General features: G+C 61.7%; 18 protein-coding genes and 2 pseudogenes. 15 read left to right on the top strand and 5 right to left on the bottom strand.

All coding sequences use genetic code 11. The annotated features are described in order from the left end of the window. Nucleotides 1-94 precede the first annotated feature (94 nt). The 11 genes from ABIF91_RS05005 to ABIF91_RS04955 all read left to right on the top strand — a co-directional run bounded on the left by ABIF91_RS05005 (nucleotide 95) and on the right by ABIF91_RS04955 (nucleotide 9,064). Nucleotides 95-403 carry a hypothetical protein gene (locus ABIF91_RS05005; protein ID WP_424579100.1) on the top strand — a complete coding sequence of 103 codons (309 nt, stop codon included), beginning with the start codon at nucleotides 95-97 and terminating at the stop codon, nucleotides 401-403. An 83-nt stretch (nucleotides 404-486) separates the two neighbouring features. Further along, on the top strand, nucleotides 487-1,551 hold the full coding sequence (locus ABIF91_RS05000; RefSeq protein WP_026192128.1) for an IS630-like element ISRj1 family transposase: 1,065 nt from the start codon (nucleotides 487-489) through the stop codon (nucleotides 1,549-1,551). Between the two features lie 14 nt (nucleotides 1,552-1,565). Next, nucleotides 1,566-2,375 carry a sugar phosphate isomerase/epimerase family protein gene (locus ABIF91_RS04995; protein WP_284279673.1) on the top strand — a complete coding sequence of 270 codons (810 nt, stop codon included), beginning with the start codon at nucleotides 1,566-1,568 and terminating at the stop codon, nucleotides 2,373-2,375. Further along, complete coding sequence (locus tag ABIF91_RS04990) at nucleotides 2,372-3,511, top strand: epoxide hydrolase family protein (RefSeq protein ID WP_424578783.1); 1,140 nt, start codon at nucleotides 2,372-2,374, stop codon at nucleotides 3,509-3,511. Before ABIF91_RS04995 ends, ABIF91_RS04990 begins: the two co-directional genes overlap by 4 nt. A gap of 57 nt (nucleotides 3,512-3,568) precedes the next feature. After that, nucleotides 3,569-4,489: an alpha/beta fold hydrolase gene (locus ABIF91_RS04985; protein WP_035679778.1), complete on the top strand. Its 921-nt coding sequence runs from the start codon at nucleotides 3,569-3,571 to the stop codon at nucleotides 4,487-4,489. Between the two features lie 79 nt (nucleotides 4,490-4,568). After that, complete coding sequence (locus ABIF91_RS04980) at nucleotides 4,569-5,384, top strand: sugar phosphate isomerase/epimerase family protein (protein WP_035679781.1); 816 nt, start codon at nucleotides 4,569-4,571, stop codon at nucleotides 5,382-5,384. Beyond that, nucleotides 5,371-5,883, top strand: coding sequence for a shikimate dehydrogenase family protein (locus tag ABIF91_RS04975; protein WP_424578782.1), 513 nt, complete (start codon nucleotides 5,371-5,373; stop codon nucleotides 5,881-5,883). The genes ABIF91_RS04980 and ABIF91_RS04975 overlap by 14 nt, the downstream gene beginning before the upstream one ends. 19 nt (nucleotides 5,884-5,902) lie before the next feature. Continuing rightward, nucleotides 5,903-6,967: an IS630-like element ISRj1 family transposase gene (locus tag ABIF91_RS04970; RefSeq protein ID WP_026192128.1), complete on the top strand. Its 1,065-nt coding sequence runs from the start codon at nucleotides 5,903-5,905 to the stop codon at nucleotides 6,965-6,967. Nucleotides 6,968-6,997: 30 nt separating this feature from the next. Further along, the gene (locus ABIF91_RS04965; RefSeq protein WP_424578781.1) at nucleotides 6,998-7,357 is read left to right on the top strand and encodes a shikimate dehydrogenase family protein; all 360 of its coding nucleotides are present in this window, start codon (nucleotides 6,998-7,000) and stop codon (nucleotides 7,355-7,357) included. Nucleotides 7,358-7,576: 219 nt separating this feature from the next. Further along, nucleotides 7,577-8,380, top strand: a complete 804-nt coding sequence (locus ABIF91_RS04960) for an IclR family transcriptional regulator (protein WP_063829392.1) — start codon at nucleotides 7,577-7,579, stop codon at nucleotides 8,378-8,380. A 66-nt stretch (nucleotides 8,381-8,446) separates the two neighbouring features. Continuing rightward, nucleotides 8,447-9,064 (top strand): nuclear transport factor 2 family protein, encoded by a 618-nt coding sequence (locus ABIF91_RS04955; RefSeq protein WP_028182330.1) that lies wholly within the window; start codon nucleotides 8,447-8,449, stop codon nucleotides 9,062-9,064. A gap of 321 nt (nucleotides 9,065-9,385) precedes the next feature. Here ABIF91_RS04955 and ABIF91_RS04950 read toward each other — a convergent pair whose 3' ends face one another. The 3 genes and pseudogenes from ABIF91_RS04950 to ABIF91_RS04940 all read right to left on the bottom strand — a co-directional run bounded on the left by ABIF91_RS04950 (nucleotide 9,386) and on the right by ABIF91_RS04940 (nucleotide 10,558). After that, nucleotides 9,386-9,946: an IS3 family transposase gene (locus tag ABIF91_RS04950; protein WP_424579083.1), complete on the bottom strand. Its 561-nt coding sequence runs from the start codon at nucleotides 9,944-9,946 to the stop codon at nucleotides 9,386-9,388. Between the two features lie 49 nt (nucleotides 9,947-9,995). Continuing rightward, nucleotides 9,996-10,088: pseudogene (locus ABIF91_RS04945) on the bottom strand (hypothetical protein); the annotation flags it as partial. 110 nt (nucleotides 10,089-10,198) lie between these two features. Continuing rightward, nucleotides 10,199-10,558: a transposase gene (locus ABIF91_RS04940; RefSeq protein ID WP_424578780.1), complete on the bottom strand. Its 360-nt coding sequence runs from the start codon at nucleotides 10,556-10,558 to the stop codon at nucleotides 10,199-10,201. Nucleotides 10,559-10,586: 28 nt separating this feature from the next. Here ABIF91_RS04940 and ABIF91_RS04935 point away from each other — a divergent pair. The 3 genes and pseudogenes from ABIF91_RS04935 to tarD all read left to right on the top strand — a co-directional run. Then, a pseudogene (locus tag ABIF91_RS04935) lies at nucleotides 10,587-10,760 on the top strand (glutathione peroxidase); the annotation flags it as partial. A gap of 11 nt (nucleotides 10,761-10,771) precedes the next feature. Further along, nucleotides 10,772-11,014: a DUF3297 family protein gene (locus tag ABIF91_RS04930; RefSeq protein WP_029674077.1), complete on the top strand. Its 243-nt coding sequence runs from the start codon at nucleotides 10,772-10,774 to the stop codon at nucleotides 11,012-11,014. A 142-nt stretch (nucleotides 11,015-11,156) separates the two neighbouring features. Beyond that, nucleotides 11,157-12,326 carry a D(-)-tartrate dehydratase gene (gene tarD, locus ABIF91_RS04925; RefSeq protein WP_028181183.1) on the top strand — a complete coding sequence of 390 codons (1,170 nt, stop codon included), beginning with the start codon at nucleotides 11,157-11,159 and terminating at the stop codon, nucleotides 12,324-12,326. Between the two features lie 189 nt (nucleotides 12,327-12,515). On the opposite strand, the gene ABIF91_RS04920 is transcribed toward tarD, so the two are convergent. Then, nucleotides 12,516-13,868: a malonyl-CoA decarboxylase gene (locus tag ABIF91_RS04920; RefSeq protein WP_028181182.1), complete on the bottom strand. Its 1,353-nt coding sequence runs from the start codon at nucleotides 13,866-13,868 to the stop codon at nucleotides 12,516-12,518. 242 nt (nucleotides 13,869-14,110) lie between these two features. Further along, complete coding sequence (locus ABIF91_RS04915; RefSeq protein WP_424579082.1) at nucleotides 14,111-14,776, bottom strand: AraC family transcriptional regulator; 666 nt, start codon at nucleotides 14,774-14,776, stop codon at nucleotides 14,111-14,113. A gap of 206 nt (nucleotides 14,777-14,982) precedes the next feature. Here ABIF91_RS04915 and ABIF91_RS04910 point away from each other — a divergent pair, with 206 nt between their 5' ends. After that, the gene (locus ABIF91_RS04910) at nucleotides 14,983-16,155 is read left to right on the top strand and encodes an MFS transporter (protein ID WP_028181180.1); all 1,173 of its coding nucleotides are present in this window, start codon (nucleotides 14,983-14,985) and stop codon (nucleotides 16,153-16,155) included. Nucleotides 16,156-16,348: the final 193 nt, after the last annotated feature.

Genomic DNA, 16,348 nt, shown 5'->3' with positions numbered 1-16,348 from the left:
GCAACGATCAGCGTTTCAGATACCGCCGTTACCCCCGTTCTCGTGGGATCTGGCCTCGGGCGAATTCGATCTGATGCTAGGAACTTCGGACCGGATGAAGCGGCAGAAGGTCAGTTCGCATGTATTTGCCGGGACGGAAGGCTCCGTGACGCTTCCGACGCTCCAGTACTACAATTATCACGGCACGGTCGAGCCCGGCTGGCGGAGCGATCTCAATGCAGAGACGCTGATGGCTGAAAGCGGTGACACTTATGTCCGCCAGATCGAACATTTCGCCCGAGTGATACGCCGCGAGGAAGCTCCGCTTGTGTCGGGTCTCGATGGGGTCCGTACGCTCCAGGCGACGCTGGCCGTGAAGGACGCGGCAGCGTCAGGCCGGACGATTGTTCTGAGCGAACAGTGAGCGAAGCCGTACCTGGTCGGCTCCCATCCTCAAGGATCTAGTACCCACTTTTCTTGGAACGTGAGTCGTGATTCAAGGTCGGGATGATACCCGAAGCAAGAGAAGTCCACCTTTCGAGGAAAGATCGCAAGGTGCTTGAGGCGTGCTGTCGCTCACCGGTGACGTTGCAGCGCGATTTGAAGCGGGCGCGGATAGTTCTGTTGGCGGCGGATGGGCGCAGCACCCGGTCGATCGCCAAGGAAGTTGGGGTCCAGCCGCGGATTGTCAGCCTTTGGCGGCATCGCTATGCCGACCATGGCCTTGAAGGGCTGCAAGACAAGCCGCGGCCTGGCAAGCAGCCGATCTATACGAAGACGACCGACAAGCGGATTCTGAAGCTGCTGGATAAGCCGCCACCGCAAGGGTTTGCGCGCTGGACCGGCCCCCTGCTGGCCGAGGCGCTGGGCGATGTCGATGTCCAATATGTCTGGCGGTTCCTGCGCAGCCACAAGATTGACCTGGTGGCTCGCAAGTCCTGGTGCGAGAGCAACGACCCGAACTTTACGGCCAAAGCCGCCGATGTTGTCGGCCTCTATGTCGCGCCGCCGGCGAAGGCCATTGTGCTGTGCGTGGACGAGAAGCCCTCGATCCAGGCTTTGGAGCGAGCGCAGGGTTATCTGAAGTTGCCCAATGGCCGCGCCTTAACCGGCCAAAGCCACGATTACAAGCGGCATGGCACCACAACATTGTTTGCGGCGCTCGAAGTCGCCACCGGAAAGATCATCGCGACCCATTCAAAACGCCGGCGCCGCGTCGAGTTTCTCGATTTCATGAACAGCGTCACCGCGGCTTTTCCGAACCGCAAGCTTCACGTCATCCTCGACAACCTCAACACCCATAAAAAGAACGAGGACTGGCTCAAGGCCCACCCCAACGTGCAATTTCATTTCACGCCGACAAGTGCGTCATGGCTCAATCAGGTCGAAGTATGGTTTTCCATCTTGCAGGGGCAGTCGCTCAGCGGCACCTCCTTCACGAGCCTCAAGCAGCTTCAGGAACACATCGATGCCTACGTCAACGCATACAACGACAGAGCCGAGCCCTTCGTCTGGACCAAGAAAAAGGTCCGTCAACGCCGTTTCAAAGGCCGCCGTATCACTCAGCTCTGATTCCGGGTACTAGTATGCCACTTCTTTCTCTAGCTCACTTCACGGTCATTGACGCTGACCCTATCACGCTGATCGAGGCCGCGCAGATCGGGGGGTATGACGCGGTCGGGCTACGCATCGTGGCGCCGTTCCCGACCGATCATATCGTCCCGGTCATCGGCGATCCCGACATGATGCGACGCATCAAAAGCCGGCTCGCGGACACGGGTCTCAGGATATTCGATGTGGAGGCGATCTGGCTTTCGGCTGAAAGCGATGTCACCGCGCTGGAGCCCGCTCTCGATGTCGCAGTCGAACTGAACGCCAGGTACGTCGTTGTGGCGGGGCGCGATCCTGATCGCGGTCGTCTTGCGGATAACCTTTCCCGGTTGTGCGCAGCGGCCAACATCAGGGGATTACGGGTAATGTTGGAATTCCTCCCGTACTCTGAAATTCGCTCGCTGGCGGAAGCAATAGCATTGCTGAAAGACGTCGGGCCCGCAAATGCCGGAGTGTTAGTGGATGCCTTGCATCTGAGCCGTTCGGGCGGCAGCCCGGCGGATCTGGCGCAATATGATCAGGCGCTGTTCTCGTACATGCATCTGTGCGATGCGCCAGCCGTCCCTCCGGCGCCTGAAGAAGTGCGTTCCGAGGCCCGGGGAGGGCGGCTTTATCCGGGCGAAGGCGGCCTTTGGCTCGCTGATTTTATAAGAGCCTTCCCCCCGGACACACCGATCGCCATCGAGGCGCCTAACGAGCAGCGGAGTGGTTTGGCGCCGGCGGCACGTGCAAGCCTGGCAATGTCAAGGACAAGGCGGTTACTGGAAGAGGCGGGGTTCAAATGACCGCCATCGTCACCCCATCGCTCGTCGGGAAAATCACCGATCTGCGTGCTCGGCTTCTTGCTACACGCTGGCCGTCCTATGATTCTGGTGACGATCGGTCGCTCGGCTTGAGCTCAGATGATGCCGGGCGCCTGGTCCGATATTGGGCCAATGATTTCGACTTCGCCGCCTGGCGGCAGCGCATCGACGCGTTGCCTCATGAGTTCCTCACCATAGAGGATGTGAGCGTCCATCTTGTCCATGTTCGAAGTCCGCATCCCCACGCAGTGCCCGTCATCATAACCCACGGCTGGCCCAGTACCTTCTTGGAGATCGTCCCGTTAAGTGAGCGCCTGACCCAACCAGAGCGGTTTGGAGGGCGAGCCGAAGATGCCTGCCATCTGGTTATCCCCTCGCTGCCTGGGTTCGGCTTCTCGTCCCCAACCAGTGTTCTTGGCGGATATACCGGCGCCGCGATTGCCGACCTGTGGGCGCGTGTGATGACCTCGCTTGGGTATGAGCGGTTCTTCGCCAGTGGTGGCGATGTCGGGGCGCGGGTGACGTCCTGGCTGGGCGTGCGGCATGCGCAACGCGTGCTGGCTATTCATGTCAGTTCGAACGCGCTCCGGGTGGCGCTGCCGGGCGAAGCCGCCGCGACGCCGGACGAACAGGCGTACCTCGACGCACGCAACCAATGGGCCGCCATGGAAGGCGGCTACATGCATGTTCAGCAAACCAAACCGCTCAGTCTTGCCTATGGCCTGAGCGATTCCCCCGCAGGGTTCATCGCATGGTTGGGTGAGAAATGGTCTTCCTGGAGCGATAAACTGAATCTCGCGAGCCCTGAAGTCTTGGACGTCATCCTCGGCCATGCCACGCTCTACTGGATCACCAATACGATCGCCACATCGTTCCTGCCATATTTTGTCTACGACTGGCCGCCCGGCGCAAGGGTAGAAGGGCCTCAGGTCAAGGTGCCTGTTGGCTTCTACCTCTCGGCCGCGGAGATCGGTGGCATTCCGCCCGAATCTTTTGCCCGCCGGCAATTCGAGATCTCGCGCTGGAGTGTGCTGCCGCGTGGCGGCCACTTCATGGCGACGGAAGAACCAGAACTGCTATCGGATGACCTGCTGTCCTTCATTCGTGCATTCCGATGACTTTCTCGGCCGAGGCAAGTCAAACCGATACCCTGTTCTAAGTGAGGACTGATCAAGATGAGCCGAGCCCCGGATCTGTTCGAAGGCTTTTCACCGCTCGATCGCCAAACTTCGCGCGTGCGCTTTTCGGGTGTAACTGGCGGAGAAGGGCCGCCGCTCCTTCTGCTTCATGGCTATCCGGAAAGCCACGCCACCTGGCATGAGGTCGCGCCGGCGTTGGCGAAGCGCTATACCGTCGTGGCACCCGATCTCCCAGGTTACGGGAAGAGCCGAGTTCTGGATGCGGGGCCGTGGAACAAGCGAGCAGTGGGCGTGGAGCTCGTCGCAATGATGCGCGGCTTCGGTCACGATCGGTTTGCCGTTCTGGGGCATGATCGCGGCGCGCGTGTCGGCTATCGGCTTGCGCTCGACCATCCAGACCGTGTGAGTGCTTATTGTTCGCTCGCCGTCGTGCCGACGCTGGATGTCTGGCCCGCGGTCGACCGGCAATTCGCCAAGGGCGCATTTCACTGGTTTCTGTTTCTTCAACCGGGCGATTTGCCGGAGCGGATGCTGGCGGCGGATCCTGATGCCTTTCTTGAGGCCACATTGAACCAGATGGCAGGTGGAATCGAGAAGCTGCATCCCGCTGCCGTGGCTGCATATCGCGAAGCATTTCGCGAGACCTCCGTGCGTCAAGCGATGATTGAGGACTATCGTTCCGCCTATGACACCGATCTTGATCATGACGCGGCTGATCGCGCGGCGGGACGCAAGATTGCCTGTCCTGTCATGGTGCTCTGGGCCGACGAACGCCTCGTTGCCAGTGGAATGGAAACCGGGGTGTTGACGGCAGCCGATGTCTGGCGCCGCTGGGCGGATGACGTGAGCGGATTCGATATCTCCTGCGGACATCTTTTGCCGGAGCAGGCGCCTCACGCGGTCATTGAAAAGATCGTGCCGTTTCTCGAGGCTTCCTTGAGGCGCGACACCGCGTAATTGGGCCTCTGTCGACAGATGATGGACTTCGTCGTTCCGCGGGCGCAATGCGCCCCGACACTTTGAAAGGTCAGCTTACGTGGAAACTCTTCGTCTTGGCGCCAGCACATGGACGTATCTGCAGACATGCGGCTTGGAAGCAGCTCTTCGGCGGCTGAAGGGCCTGGGTTACAGTCGCTTTGACGTCCTCACGATCCCACCACATCTTTGGCCGTATGACATCGATCTTGCTCAACGTCGTGCGCTTCGTACCTTCCTCGCCAGCGAAGGCCTGAGCTTTAATTCACTGAATTTGCCGAGCACCGATCAAAATCTGTGCAGTGTTACAGCACAGATGCGCCAATACTCGGTTCAGCAGTTTCTCGATATCATTGACCTCTGCGAAGAGATCGGCGTGCCCATGATCGTTGTGGTTCCAGGCAGACGCGCCAACTTCGTGCCGCCGCCACTCGAAGCGGCGCATGGCTGGTTGAAGGCCGGTCTCGAGATACTTCTTCCGCACGCCGAGCGCGCGGGCGTGCGCCTGATCCTTGAAAATCACCATATGAGCTCGATGCCAACCGTGAAGCAGATGGTGACGTTCCTGGATGCGTTTGGCAGCGATCATCTTGGAATCGCCTATGACGTCGCCAATGGAGAGTTTGTCGGCGAAGACCAGACCCAAGCCATCCGGACTGCTGGCCGCTGGTTGTGCCAAGTCCATCTTTCCGACGCGAGCCGCAGCAAATGGGACCACGCTCCGATCGGACGATCTGCCGTTGATTTCGGCGCGGTCGCGCGGGCACTTCGCGAGATCAATTTCTCGGGGACGAGCATCGTGGAATTGATCTCCGACACACCAGATGCCGATATGGCCGACGCTCTGCGAGAGTTGCACCGCTATGGCTGGCATTGAATCCTCGGCCATGGCATCGGGAGAAATAGATCCGGGCAACGAGTTTCCCAACGGTGAGATGCGCATCTTGGGGCTGATCGGCGATCCCGTGTCGCAGGTGCGCGCTCCTGCTCCAATGACGCAGCGCCTGCGCCACGGGGGCCTCAACGCAGCCCTAGTACCACTGCATGTGCCGGCCGTCGTCTTGCCAATCGCGTTCGGCTGCCTGAAGCTGATCAGAAACCTCGACGGTTTGGTCATCACGGTGCCGCACAAGATTCCGATGGCTGAGCTGGTTGACCACTGCTCCGAGCGCGCGCGCTTGGTCGGTGCTATCAATGTCGCGCGTCGCGAAGCGGATAGCTCCTGGAGTGGCGACATTCTCGATGGCGTAGGCTTCGTGCGGGGGCTTACACACCGTGGTTTCAATCCGGAAGGCCAGAGCGCCTTCGTGATCGGGGCTGGCGGCGCCGGCTGCGCGGTCGCTGCGGAACTAGTACCCACTTTTCTTGGAACGTGAGTCGTGATTCAAGGTCGGGATGATACCCGAAGCAAGAGAAGTCCACCTTTCGAGGAAAGATCGCAAGGTGCTTGAGGCGTGCTGTCGCTCACCGGTGACGTTGCAGCGCGATTTGAAGCGGGCGCGGATAGTTCTGTTGGCGGCGGATGGGCGCAGCACCCGGTCGATCGCCAAGGAAGTTGGGGTCCAGCCGCGGATTGTCAGCCTTTGGCGGCATCGCTATGCCGACCATGGCCTTGAAGGGCTGCAAGACAAGCCGCGGCCTGGCAAGCAGCCGATCTATACGAAGACGACCGACAAGCGGATTCTGAAGCTGCTGGATAAGCCGCCACCGCAAGGGTTTGCGCGCTGGACCGGCCCCCTGCTGGCCGAGGCGCTGGGCGATGTCGATGTCCAATATGTCTGGCGGTTCCTGCGCAGCCACAAGATTGACCTGGTGGCTCGCAAGTCCTGGTGCGAGAGCAACGACCCGAACTTTACGGCCAAAGCCGCCGATGTTGTCGGCCTCTATGTCGCGCCGCCGGCGAAGGCCATTGTGCTGTGCGTGGACGAGAAGCCCTCGATCCAGGCTTTGGAGCGAGCGCAGGGTTATCTGAAGTTGCCCAATGGCCGCGCCTTGACCGGCCAAAGCCACGATTACAAGCGGCATGGCACCACAACATTGTTTGCGGCGCTCGAAGTCGCCACCGGAAAGATCATCGCGACCCATTCAAAACGCCGGCGCCGCGTCGAGTTTCTCGATTTCATGAACAGCGTCACCGCGGCTTTTCCGAACCGCAAGCTTCACGTCATCCTCGACAACCTCAACACCCATAAAAAGAACGAGGACTGGCTCAAGGCCCACCCCAACGTGCAATTTCATTTCACGCCGACAAGTGCGTCATGGCTCAATCAGGTCGAAGTATGGTTTTCCATCTTGCAGGGGCAGTCGCTCAGCGGCACCTCCTTCACGAGCCTCAAGCAGCTTCAGGAACACATCGATGCCTACGTCAACGCATACAACGACAGAGCCGAGCCCTTCGTCTGGACCAAGAAAAAGGTCCGTCAACGCCGTTTCAAAGGCCGCCGTATCACTCAGCTCTGATTCCGGGTACTAGCTGTGGTTGGCGCAGCGGTGCGCGTCTTCGATGTCTCCTCCGACCGCGCCAGCGCGCTTGCCACGCGGTTGAGCCGGGCCGGTTACCCGGTAACCGCGGCCGATACGCCTGATCCCAGCGGGTTTAGCCTGGTGGTAAATGCCACGCCTCTCGGTATGCGACCCGACGACCCTCTGCCGTTGGATCCGGCGCTCCTGTCACCGGAGATGTTGGTTGCCGATGTAGTCATGAAGCCGCGGGTGACGTCATTTTTGGAGCAGGCGAGGGCGCGGCGATGCGAGATCCAGCTCGGTGAAGCCGTGATGCTCTATCAGCTCGATGCCCAAATCGAGTTCTTTCGGGAGAACCTGGTTGTCGGAGCGCCGGCGGCTCGCTAAGGCAGGAGGCAGCCGTCGATGGAGAGCATCATGGTCAACCGCCGCCTGACCGTGGGGAATAGGGGCAGGCGCATATCTTGACCCGTTGGCTCGTTAGCAGGTCCGGGTCGTCGGTGGGCGGGTGCTCCTACCATTCCCATCTTGGCGCCGGCAGCATCGCGTTGACATACAAGGCAGAATGACAGATTGGTTCATATATGTGAACTGGAGATGTCTTTGATGTCTGATACGGGACTGGCGGCAGTCAAGTCTGCCGATCGCGTGCTCGATCTCTTCGAGTTGTTATCCCACGCGGGACGCGAAATGTCGCACAGTGAAATTGCGGACATGTTGCGGATTCCGAAAAGCAGCCTTTCTCAGCTACTGAAGAATCTGATTGCGCGCGGTTATGTCGAAGTCACGGCGAACGGGCGTGGATACAGGTTAGGCGAAGCATTGCTTCGTCTGGCGCAGGGCGCGGGCCGGATGCGTGACCTGGCGACCCAGTCCGAAGCGTTCCTGGCGGAGCTAACGAACAAGACCGGCGAAAGCAGCGCGCTAAACCTTCTGAGGGGCGATGAGGCTGAGGTCGCGGCGACAGTTCTCGGACCGCACAGATTGGTCACCCATATGCGATTAGGTGATTTGGCGCCGCTTTATGCGACCTCCGGGGGGAAAGCAATTTTGGCCCACATGCCGAGCAGCTTTCAGAAAGAATATCTTGGCCGCGTGCAGTTTGAGCGGGCGACCCCAAAAACAATTCACTCGGTCAAGGTCCTGCGTCAGGAGATCGAAAAAATCCGTGCCAAAGGCATCGCATATTCGCTCGAGGAGTGGACCCCGGGAATCGTCGGCATGGGAGTTCCGGTGCTCGATCCGGCCGGAGAACCGCTGGGCGCAATCAACGTCGCAATTCCGGCCTCGCGATTTAATCCCGAAATGCAGCGTAGAGCAGAACAGGCACTGATCCAGACCCGGGATGATCTGTTGCGGCAACTCCTTGTAAACCCGCGGGCGGCGCGATCAGAACTCGACGCCCGCTAAGATTGACATTCGTCGCCTTGTGCAGGTACAAGAATATGTTCACATTTAAGAACGTGGTGACTTGGCATGGATGCGGCAGTGAAATCAGACGAACAGTTGGCAGATCGCCGACAGATCCGTGATTTGCTCGAGAACTGGGTCGTTTGGCGCGACGCTGGCGATTGGGAGCGATTTCGACAGGTGTGGCATCCTGACGGACGCATGATGGCGACTTGGTTTCAAGGAAGCGGCGACGAGTTCATCCTGGTCAGCCAGGAGGGCTGGGCGCGTGGCGTCAGCATCCTGCATTTCCTCGGTGGAATATCGATTGAGGTCAGCGGAAGCCGCGCTATCTCGCAGACCAAAATGACAATCTCTCAGCGCGGCGATGTTGAAGGTGTTACCTGCGATGTCGTCTGCACCGGCCGCTTTTATGATTTCCTGGAAAAGCGGAACAATCGCTGGGGCATCGTGCTGAGGCAGCCGATCTATGAGAAGGATAGAATCGATCCGGTCTCGCCAGCGGCGAAGCTGGAACTCGACGTCGCCTTGCTCGCTCGCTTTCCCGAAGGCTACCGTCATCTCGCCTATATGCAGACCCGCATTGGTTACACCGTTAAACCGGACATGCCCGGCCTCAAGGGCGAAGAGGTAGAACAGCTCTATGGTCGCGGTGCCGCATGGCTTCGTGGGGCAAAGCTCTAGCAGTGACGGGCATCTCTCCTTTCGCCTACGTCTCGAATCCGGCACGTGTGCTGTTCGGTTCCGGGAGGGTACGCGAGGTCGCGCCAGAGTTGGAGCGGTTGGGCTGTCGCCGGGCCTTCGTCGTTTGCACCGCGGACCAAAAGGATCTCGCGCTGCGTGTTGCGTTGGATTGCGCAGAGCTGGCCCCGGTTGTTTGGACAGCGCCCCGCTGGATTTAAGTGGATTCCTGCCGGGTTATGCTGAACGCGGGGCTTTACGGTTTTGTCGTTGCGTCGGGAGGGCGTAGCCCGACCAGAGCGACGACAAAACCGTCGGCGACGGTCATGCGGCCATCACCATAGCTTGCGTGCCGAAGTAAGCCTCGTCGGGCGTGCGCCCGTCAAGGCTCGAGTGAGGGCGTCCCTGATTGTAGAAGGCCAGATACTTGGCAATTGACGCTCGCGCCTCGGACACGCTGTCGTAGGCGCGGAGATATACTTCTTCGTATTTGACCGTGCGCCAGAGCCGCTCGACAAACACGTTGTCGCGCCAGGCGCCCTTGCCGTCCATGCTGATGGCGATCTTCGCGTCCAGCAGCACATCGGTGAACTCGAGGCTGGTGAACTGGCTGCCCTGATCCGTGTTGAAAATCTCGGGCCTGCCGTGCTTCGCCAACGCCTCCTGGACCGCTTCGACGCAGAAGGCCGCCTCCATTGTGATCGAGACGCGATGGGCCAGGACCCGTCGGCTGAACACATCGACGACCGCCGCGAGATAGACGAAGCCACGCCGCATCGGAATGTAGGTGATGTCCATTGCCCACGCATGGTCGGGCCGCTCGATCTTCAATCCGCGCAACAGGTACGGGTAGATCTTGCGGCTTGCTCGTGTTCGGGCGACGATAGACCGCCTCGATCCCCATGCGCTTCATCAGCGTCGCGATGTGGCGGCGACCGGCGTATACGCCCTCCCGCCGCAGCAACGATCGCAGCATACGCGCTCCCGCGAAGGGATAATCGAGATGCAGCTCATCGAGCCGACGCATCAAGGCAAGGTCCTCGGCCGAAACTGGCCGAGGTTCATAGTAGACCGTGCTGCGAGCCAGCTTCAGGACCTTCGCCTGGCGCACGATAGAAAGATCATGATCGCGGTCGATCATCGCTTTGCGCTCAGCAGGCCCGCCTTGGTGAGCGCGCCGGACACAAAATCGTTTTCCAACGCCAGCTCGCCGATCTTGGCATGTAACGCCTTCAAATCGACCGGCGTCTCGGCCGATGTCTTGTCATGCCCAAACACGCCGGCGGCGCCTTCCAGGAGCTGGTTTTTCCAGATCGTGATCTGGTTCGGATGAACATCAAACAGTTGCGCCAGCTCCGCCAGTGTCTTGTCGCCTTTGACCGCAGCCAAAGCAACCTTCGCCTTGAATGCCGGAGAATGCGTCCGGCGGCTCTTCTTCGTCATCTTCGCTCCTGATTCGCAGCAAGAATCCTCGCCGCTGTCAGGCAGAAAATCCACTCAAGCTACTGTCCGAATTTGCGGGGCCAGCTCTCATCCTCTCTATGAGTACCTGAAACATCAGCAATCCGGCCTTCTCGGCGCCTCCATCAAATGGAATTTCACCAAATTCCTGGTGGACCGTGCCGGCAAGGTGGTCGCGCGCTACGCGCCGACTGCACGGCCCGAAGGATTGCGGCAGCAAATCGAGACCCTGTTGTGAGCGAGACAATCATGAGCGACGAATTTCCGGACCGCCTCTCGGTCGACCCGAACAGCCCCTATTACAACGCGGACATTCTGGCGCGCGACGTCGGCATTCGCTTCAAGGGCATCGAGAAGACCAATGTCGAGGAGTACTGCATCAGCGAAGGCTGGGTCCGCGTCACCGCCGGCAACGCCAAGGACCGTCACGGCAACCCGCTGACCATCAAGGTGCACGGACCGGTGGAGCCGTATTTCAGGGACAAGAAGTAGTTTGAGCTGAGCGCGCGCAACAAGCGGCGCCGTCATGCCCGGGCTTGTCCCGGGCATCCACGTTCTTCGAGGCGGCCAAGACGTGGATGGCCGGGTCAAGCCCGGCCATGACGAGGAGAAAGCCCGCGAGAAAGCCAACCCCATGTCCGTCCGCATCGTCGACGTCCGCGAGATCACCAAGCCGATCTCGTCCCCGATCCGCAACGCCTATATCGACTTCACGAAGATGACGACGAGCCTCGTCGCCGTCGTCACCGATGTCGTGCGCGACGGCAAGCGCGTCGTCGGCTACGGCTTCAACTCCAACGGCCGCTACGGGCAGGGCGGCCTGATCCGCGAGCGCTTCGCCGCGCGCATCCTCGAAGCCGATCCGAACTCGCTGCTGGATGCGGCCGGCGACAATCTCGACCCCGACAAGGTCTGGGGCGCGATGATGACCAACGAGAAGCCGGGCGGTCATGGCGAGCGCTCGGTCGCGGTCGGCACTCTCGACATGGCGGTGTGGGATGCGGTGGCGAAGATCGCAGGCAAGCCGTTGTTTCGCCTGCTCGCCGAACGTCACGGCCTCACCGCCGATCCGCGCGTGTTCGTGTATGCCGCGGGCGGCTATTACTATCCCGGCAAGGATCTCTCGATGCTGCGCGGCGAGATGCGCGGCTATCTCGACCGCGGCTACAACGTCGTGAAGATGAAGATCGGCGGCGCTCCGATCGAGGAAGACCGCACCCGCATCGAGGCCGTGCTGAAGGAGATCGGCAAGGACGCGCAGCTCGCCGTCGATGCCAACGGCCGCTTCGATCTGGAGACCGCGATCGCCTACGCCAAGATGCTGCGCGAATATCCGCTGTTCTGGTACGAGGAGGCCGGTGATCCCCTCGACTACGCGCTGCAGGCTGCGCTCGCCGAATTCTATCCGGGCCCGATGGCGACAGGCGAGAATCTGTTCAGCCACCAGGACGCCCGCAACCTGATCCGCTACGGCGGCATGCGTCCCGACCGCGACTGGCTGCAATTCGACTGCGCGCTGTCCTATGGCCTGTGCGAGTACCAGCGCACGCTCGAGGTCTTGAAGACCTACGGCTGGTCACCCAGCCGCTGCATCCCGCATGGCGGTCACCAGATGTCGCTCAACATCGCCGCCGGCCTCGGTCTCGGCGGCAACGAAAGCTATCCCGACCTGTTCCAGCCCTATGGCGGCTTCCCGGACGGTGTCCGCGTCGAGAACGGCCACATCACCATGCCGGAGCTGCCAGGCATCGGTTTCGAAGGCAAGTCGGATCTCTACAAGGAGATGAAGGCGCTGGCGGAGTAGGGGCTGAGCGTACTGCGGGCACGAAGGCCGCGCCAAACCCTCCGCTGTCATGCCCCGGCTTGACCGGAGCATCCAGTACGCCGCGGCGGATGTGGGGAGAGCGAGCTCTTCAACACCGGCCTCTGGAATACTGGATCGCCCGATCAAGCCGGGCGAAGACACCGTCTCTGGCGCGTCGTCTGAGGCCCCCTACGACAGCCGCATGTCCAGCAGCCGCCGTCCTTCGCTCTTCAGCAGCTTCTTCACGGCGCTCGACGCGACCACCTCGCCGTCATTGGCGTAGGCCTCGTGGTTCTTCTCGATGTCGTCGAGGCGGTAGAGATAGTTGACCATGACGCCGGCCGACTCGCGCAGGCCCTTCGGCGAGAGGTCTCCGAGCCAGTTGATGCGCTCGAGCCTTGCGCCGTTGCCGAGATGGAAGCGCGCGACGGAATCGATCAGCCGGCCCTTCGACGTGCGTGCCTTGAGGAAATAATGCGCCGCGAGCGGCTCCAGCACGCTGCGCAGCAGCGCCGCCGTCTCGGGGCTCTCGAACCATTTGGGCTCGTCGAGACGCTTCAGCACCTCGCGATCCTCGTCCGACAGCGGCAGGTCCTTGTCCTGCTTCACCCAAGCCATGAAGCCGGGCACCGGCGACAGCGTCACGAAGGTGTCGAGCTTCGGCAGCTCGCGGCGCAACTCTTCCACCACCTGCTTGATCAGGAAGCTGCCGAAGGAGATGCCGCCAAGGCCGCGCTGGGTATTGGAGATCGAATAGAACACGGCGGTGCGCGCGCGCTCGATCGGCAGATGCTTGCGGTCGACCGCAAGCAGGGGCGCGATCGCGCCCGGTATCGTCTCGGTCAGCGCCACCTCGACGAAGATCAGGGGCTCGTCGACCATCGCAGGATGGAAGAATGCGTAGCAGCGGCGGTCGACCGGATCGATGCGGCGGCGCAGATCGTCCCAGTCGCTGATCTCATGCACGGCTTCGTAACGGATGATCTTTTCGAGGATGTTGGCCGGGGTCGACCAGTCGATCCTGCGCAGCACGAGAAACCCCCTGTTGAACCACGAAGAGAGAAGGTGCGAGACGTCGCGGTCGAGCGCGGCGAGATCGGTGTGCCCGTTCATCATGCCGAGCAAATCGGCGCGCATGTTGACGAGATCGCCGGTGCCGCCGGGCGCACGGTTGAGGCGGCGGATCAGCTCCTGCCGCCGCGGCTCGGAAGCGAAGTGCAGCGAGCTTGCGTCCTCGTCGCTGGGCTTGGCGCGCCATTTCTCGATCGCCTTGGACAGGCGCTCCCGATCGGGGCCGAAATCGCGCACCAGTCCCTCGAAGAAGGAGCGGCGTCCCGCCGCATCCAACTCCCGGTAGATGTCGAGCACCTCACGCGCGATCGCGGTGCCGGAGGCTTCGCCCCGGCCCGACAGCAACGCATCGCAAAGCTCGATCAGCCCATCGGCGTCCCGCCTGGTATCGGCGGAGTCCCCGCGGCGAAGCAGCGTGCGGCCGCGCTCGGAGATGGTGGCGAGCAGGTCGGAGAAGAAGGCATTGGCCATCTGGACTTTTCAATTCCGGTTTGTGCGTTGTGGAAGCTTACACGGGATTTAGGCGGAAGCCGATCACAATCAAGCGCCATTTTTGTGCTGTGTCATGATCGGTCCGCAGTCAATTTCTGTCATGGCCGGCTTGACCCGGCCATCCACGCCTTGCCACGCAGCACAAAGAACGTGGATGCCCGGGACGAGCCCGGGCATGACGGCCCCTGCGTTCATTGTGCTGGCGCCATCCAGAGTGTTCCTCACCCCTTCGCAAACTCCGTCGGTGTGCGTCCCGTCACCTGCCGGAACGCGGCCGAGAATGCCGGCACGCTGGCATAGCCGAGCTGGGTGGCGAGCTGCTTCACCGACACGCCCGCATCCGTCGACAGGCGCTGGATCGCAGAGGCGATCCGCGCGCGCTGACACCAGCTCTTGAAGCTCAGTTGCGTCTCGCTCGAGAACAACCGCGACAGCGTGCGCGCCGAGGCTCCGACCTCGCGCGCCAGCGTGTCGATGTCGTGCAGGCCGGTGGGGTCGTCGAGCACGATCATGGCGGCGCGGCGGCAGCGCGGCTCGCGCGGCAGCGGCACGAAGGTGGTGGAATCCTCGGCCTGGTGCAACTCCAGCATCACCAGGCGCACCAGCAGCTCGGTCCGCTCTTCCGTATTGCGCGCGTCGAACAGTGCCAGGATCGCCTGGTTCAGCAGCGGCGACACCCGGACCACGAATTCCCTGGTCAATCCCTCATAGCGCTTTTCGCGCTTGAGCCAGGGCAGGTCGAAATACAGCGTGCGCATCTCGATGTCGGCGAGCAGGTCGATGGCATGTTGAAGCCCGGCCGGCACCCAGACCGCCCGGTCCGGCGGCACCAGCCAGCGTCCCCCCGGCGTCGTCACCTGCATCGTGCCCTTGGCCGCATAGATCAGCTACGCCTCGCGGTGCAGGTGCGGCTCGATCCGCATGCCCCTGGGATAGTCGCGGGCGACCAGGTGCACGCCCGCGGGCGAGCGGTGATTGCTCCGGACCTCCCGCAGGATTGGCGTTTCCAAGATTGGCGTTTCCAAGACAGTCATTGGCGGCATCCCGTCATGGGCACGACATATAACTCATTTCGGAGCAGGAGAGGATTCGTATGAACAGCCCCAGCCGGGTGATCGGTTTCGTCAACGCAGGCCATTTCATCGACCATTATTCGATGCTGATCTTCGCCGCCGCCGTCATCATCATGGGGCCGGCGCTCGGCATGGCCTATTCGGAACTCCTGCCTTACGCGACGCCGGGCTTCGTTGCCTTCGGCGCGGGCTCGCTGCTGACCGGCTGGCTCGGGGACCGCTGGAGCCGCCGCCACATGATGCTGATCTTCTTCGTCGGCATCGGCGCCTCCATGATCGCTGTCGGCTTCGTGCAGACCCCGGTGCAGCTCGGCGCGGCGCTGCTCGCGATCGGCATCTTCGCCTCGATCTATCACCCCGTCGGCACCGCGATGATCGTATCTTATGCCGAGAAGCTCGGCCGCGAGATGGGGCTGAACGGCGTCTGGGGCAATCTCGGCGTCGCCTCCTCGGCGTTGGTCACCGGCGTGATCGGCCAATATCTCGGCTGGCGATTCGCCTTCATCGTTCCCGGCGTGGTCACGATCCTGATCGGCATCGCGTTTGCAATGACGGTCGTGCACGAGGACCGCAAGGGCTCGAAGCAGGCGGCGGCGCAGGCCCGCGTCGCCAGGCAGGACATGTGGCGCGTGATCCTGGCCCTGCTGATCGTCGTGATCGCGATCTCTACGACATTCAACGCGGTCACCGTGGCGCTGCCAAAACTGTTTGCGGAGCGGCTTGCGGACCTGACGAAGAGCCCGGCGCTGCTCGGCCTGATCGCTGCCTGCGTCTACGTGTTCGGCGCGATGACGCAGTACACGATCGGCCGGCTGCTCGACCGCTACTCGCTCAAGACTGTGGCGTTGCCGCTGTCCTTCATGCTGGCGCCGTTCCTGTATCTGGCCGCCAGCCTGAGCAACCTGCCGCTGATCCTGGTCTCGATCGGCATCGTCATGGGCGCGTTCGGTCAGGTCACGGTGAACGATGCCATGGTCGGCAAGTACACCACCGAGGAGTGGCGCTCGCGCGCCTACGCGGTGCGCTATTTCGTCGGCTTCACCGCGGCCGGCGCCTCCGTTGGCTTGGTCGCCTGGCTGTACGATCAGGGCGGCTTCGTCACCATGCTGCGCGCCTTCGCCGCCCTCTGCCTGCTCGCGATCGCCGCCGCGTTGATCCTGCCGCGCGAGATCAGGACGCCGCAAACGGTGTGAGGAAGCACTGCTCTCGTGTCCCGGACGCAGATCCGGGACCCAGAGGCCGCGAATTTCCCGTGTCGCATGGGCCCCGGCTCTGCAGCGCACCGCCGAAGTGGCGCTGCGCTGCGTCCGGGGCACGAGCGTGGCGTAGGGCCGGGACTTTCCCCACTCGTCATTTGCGAGGAGCGTGGCGATGAAGGTGCCGCGG

The organism is Bradyrhizobium sp. USDA 241 (genome assembly GCF_049739505.1).
Lineage (GTDB): Bacteria > Pseudomonadota > Alphaproteobacteria > Rhizobiales > Xanthobacteraceae > Bradyrhizobium > Bradyrhizobium liaoningense.
This window is presented reverse-complemented; position numbering and strand designations above follow the sequence as displayed.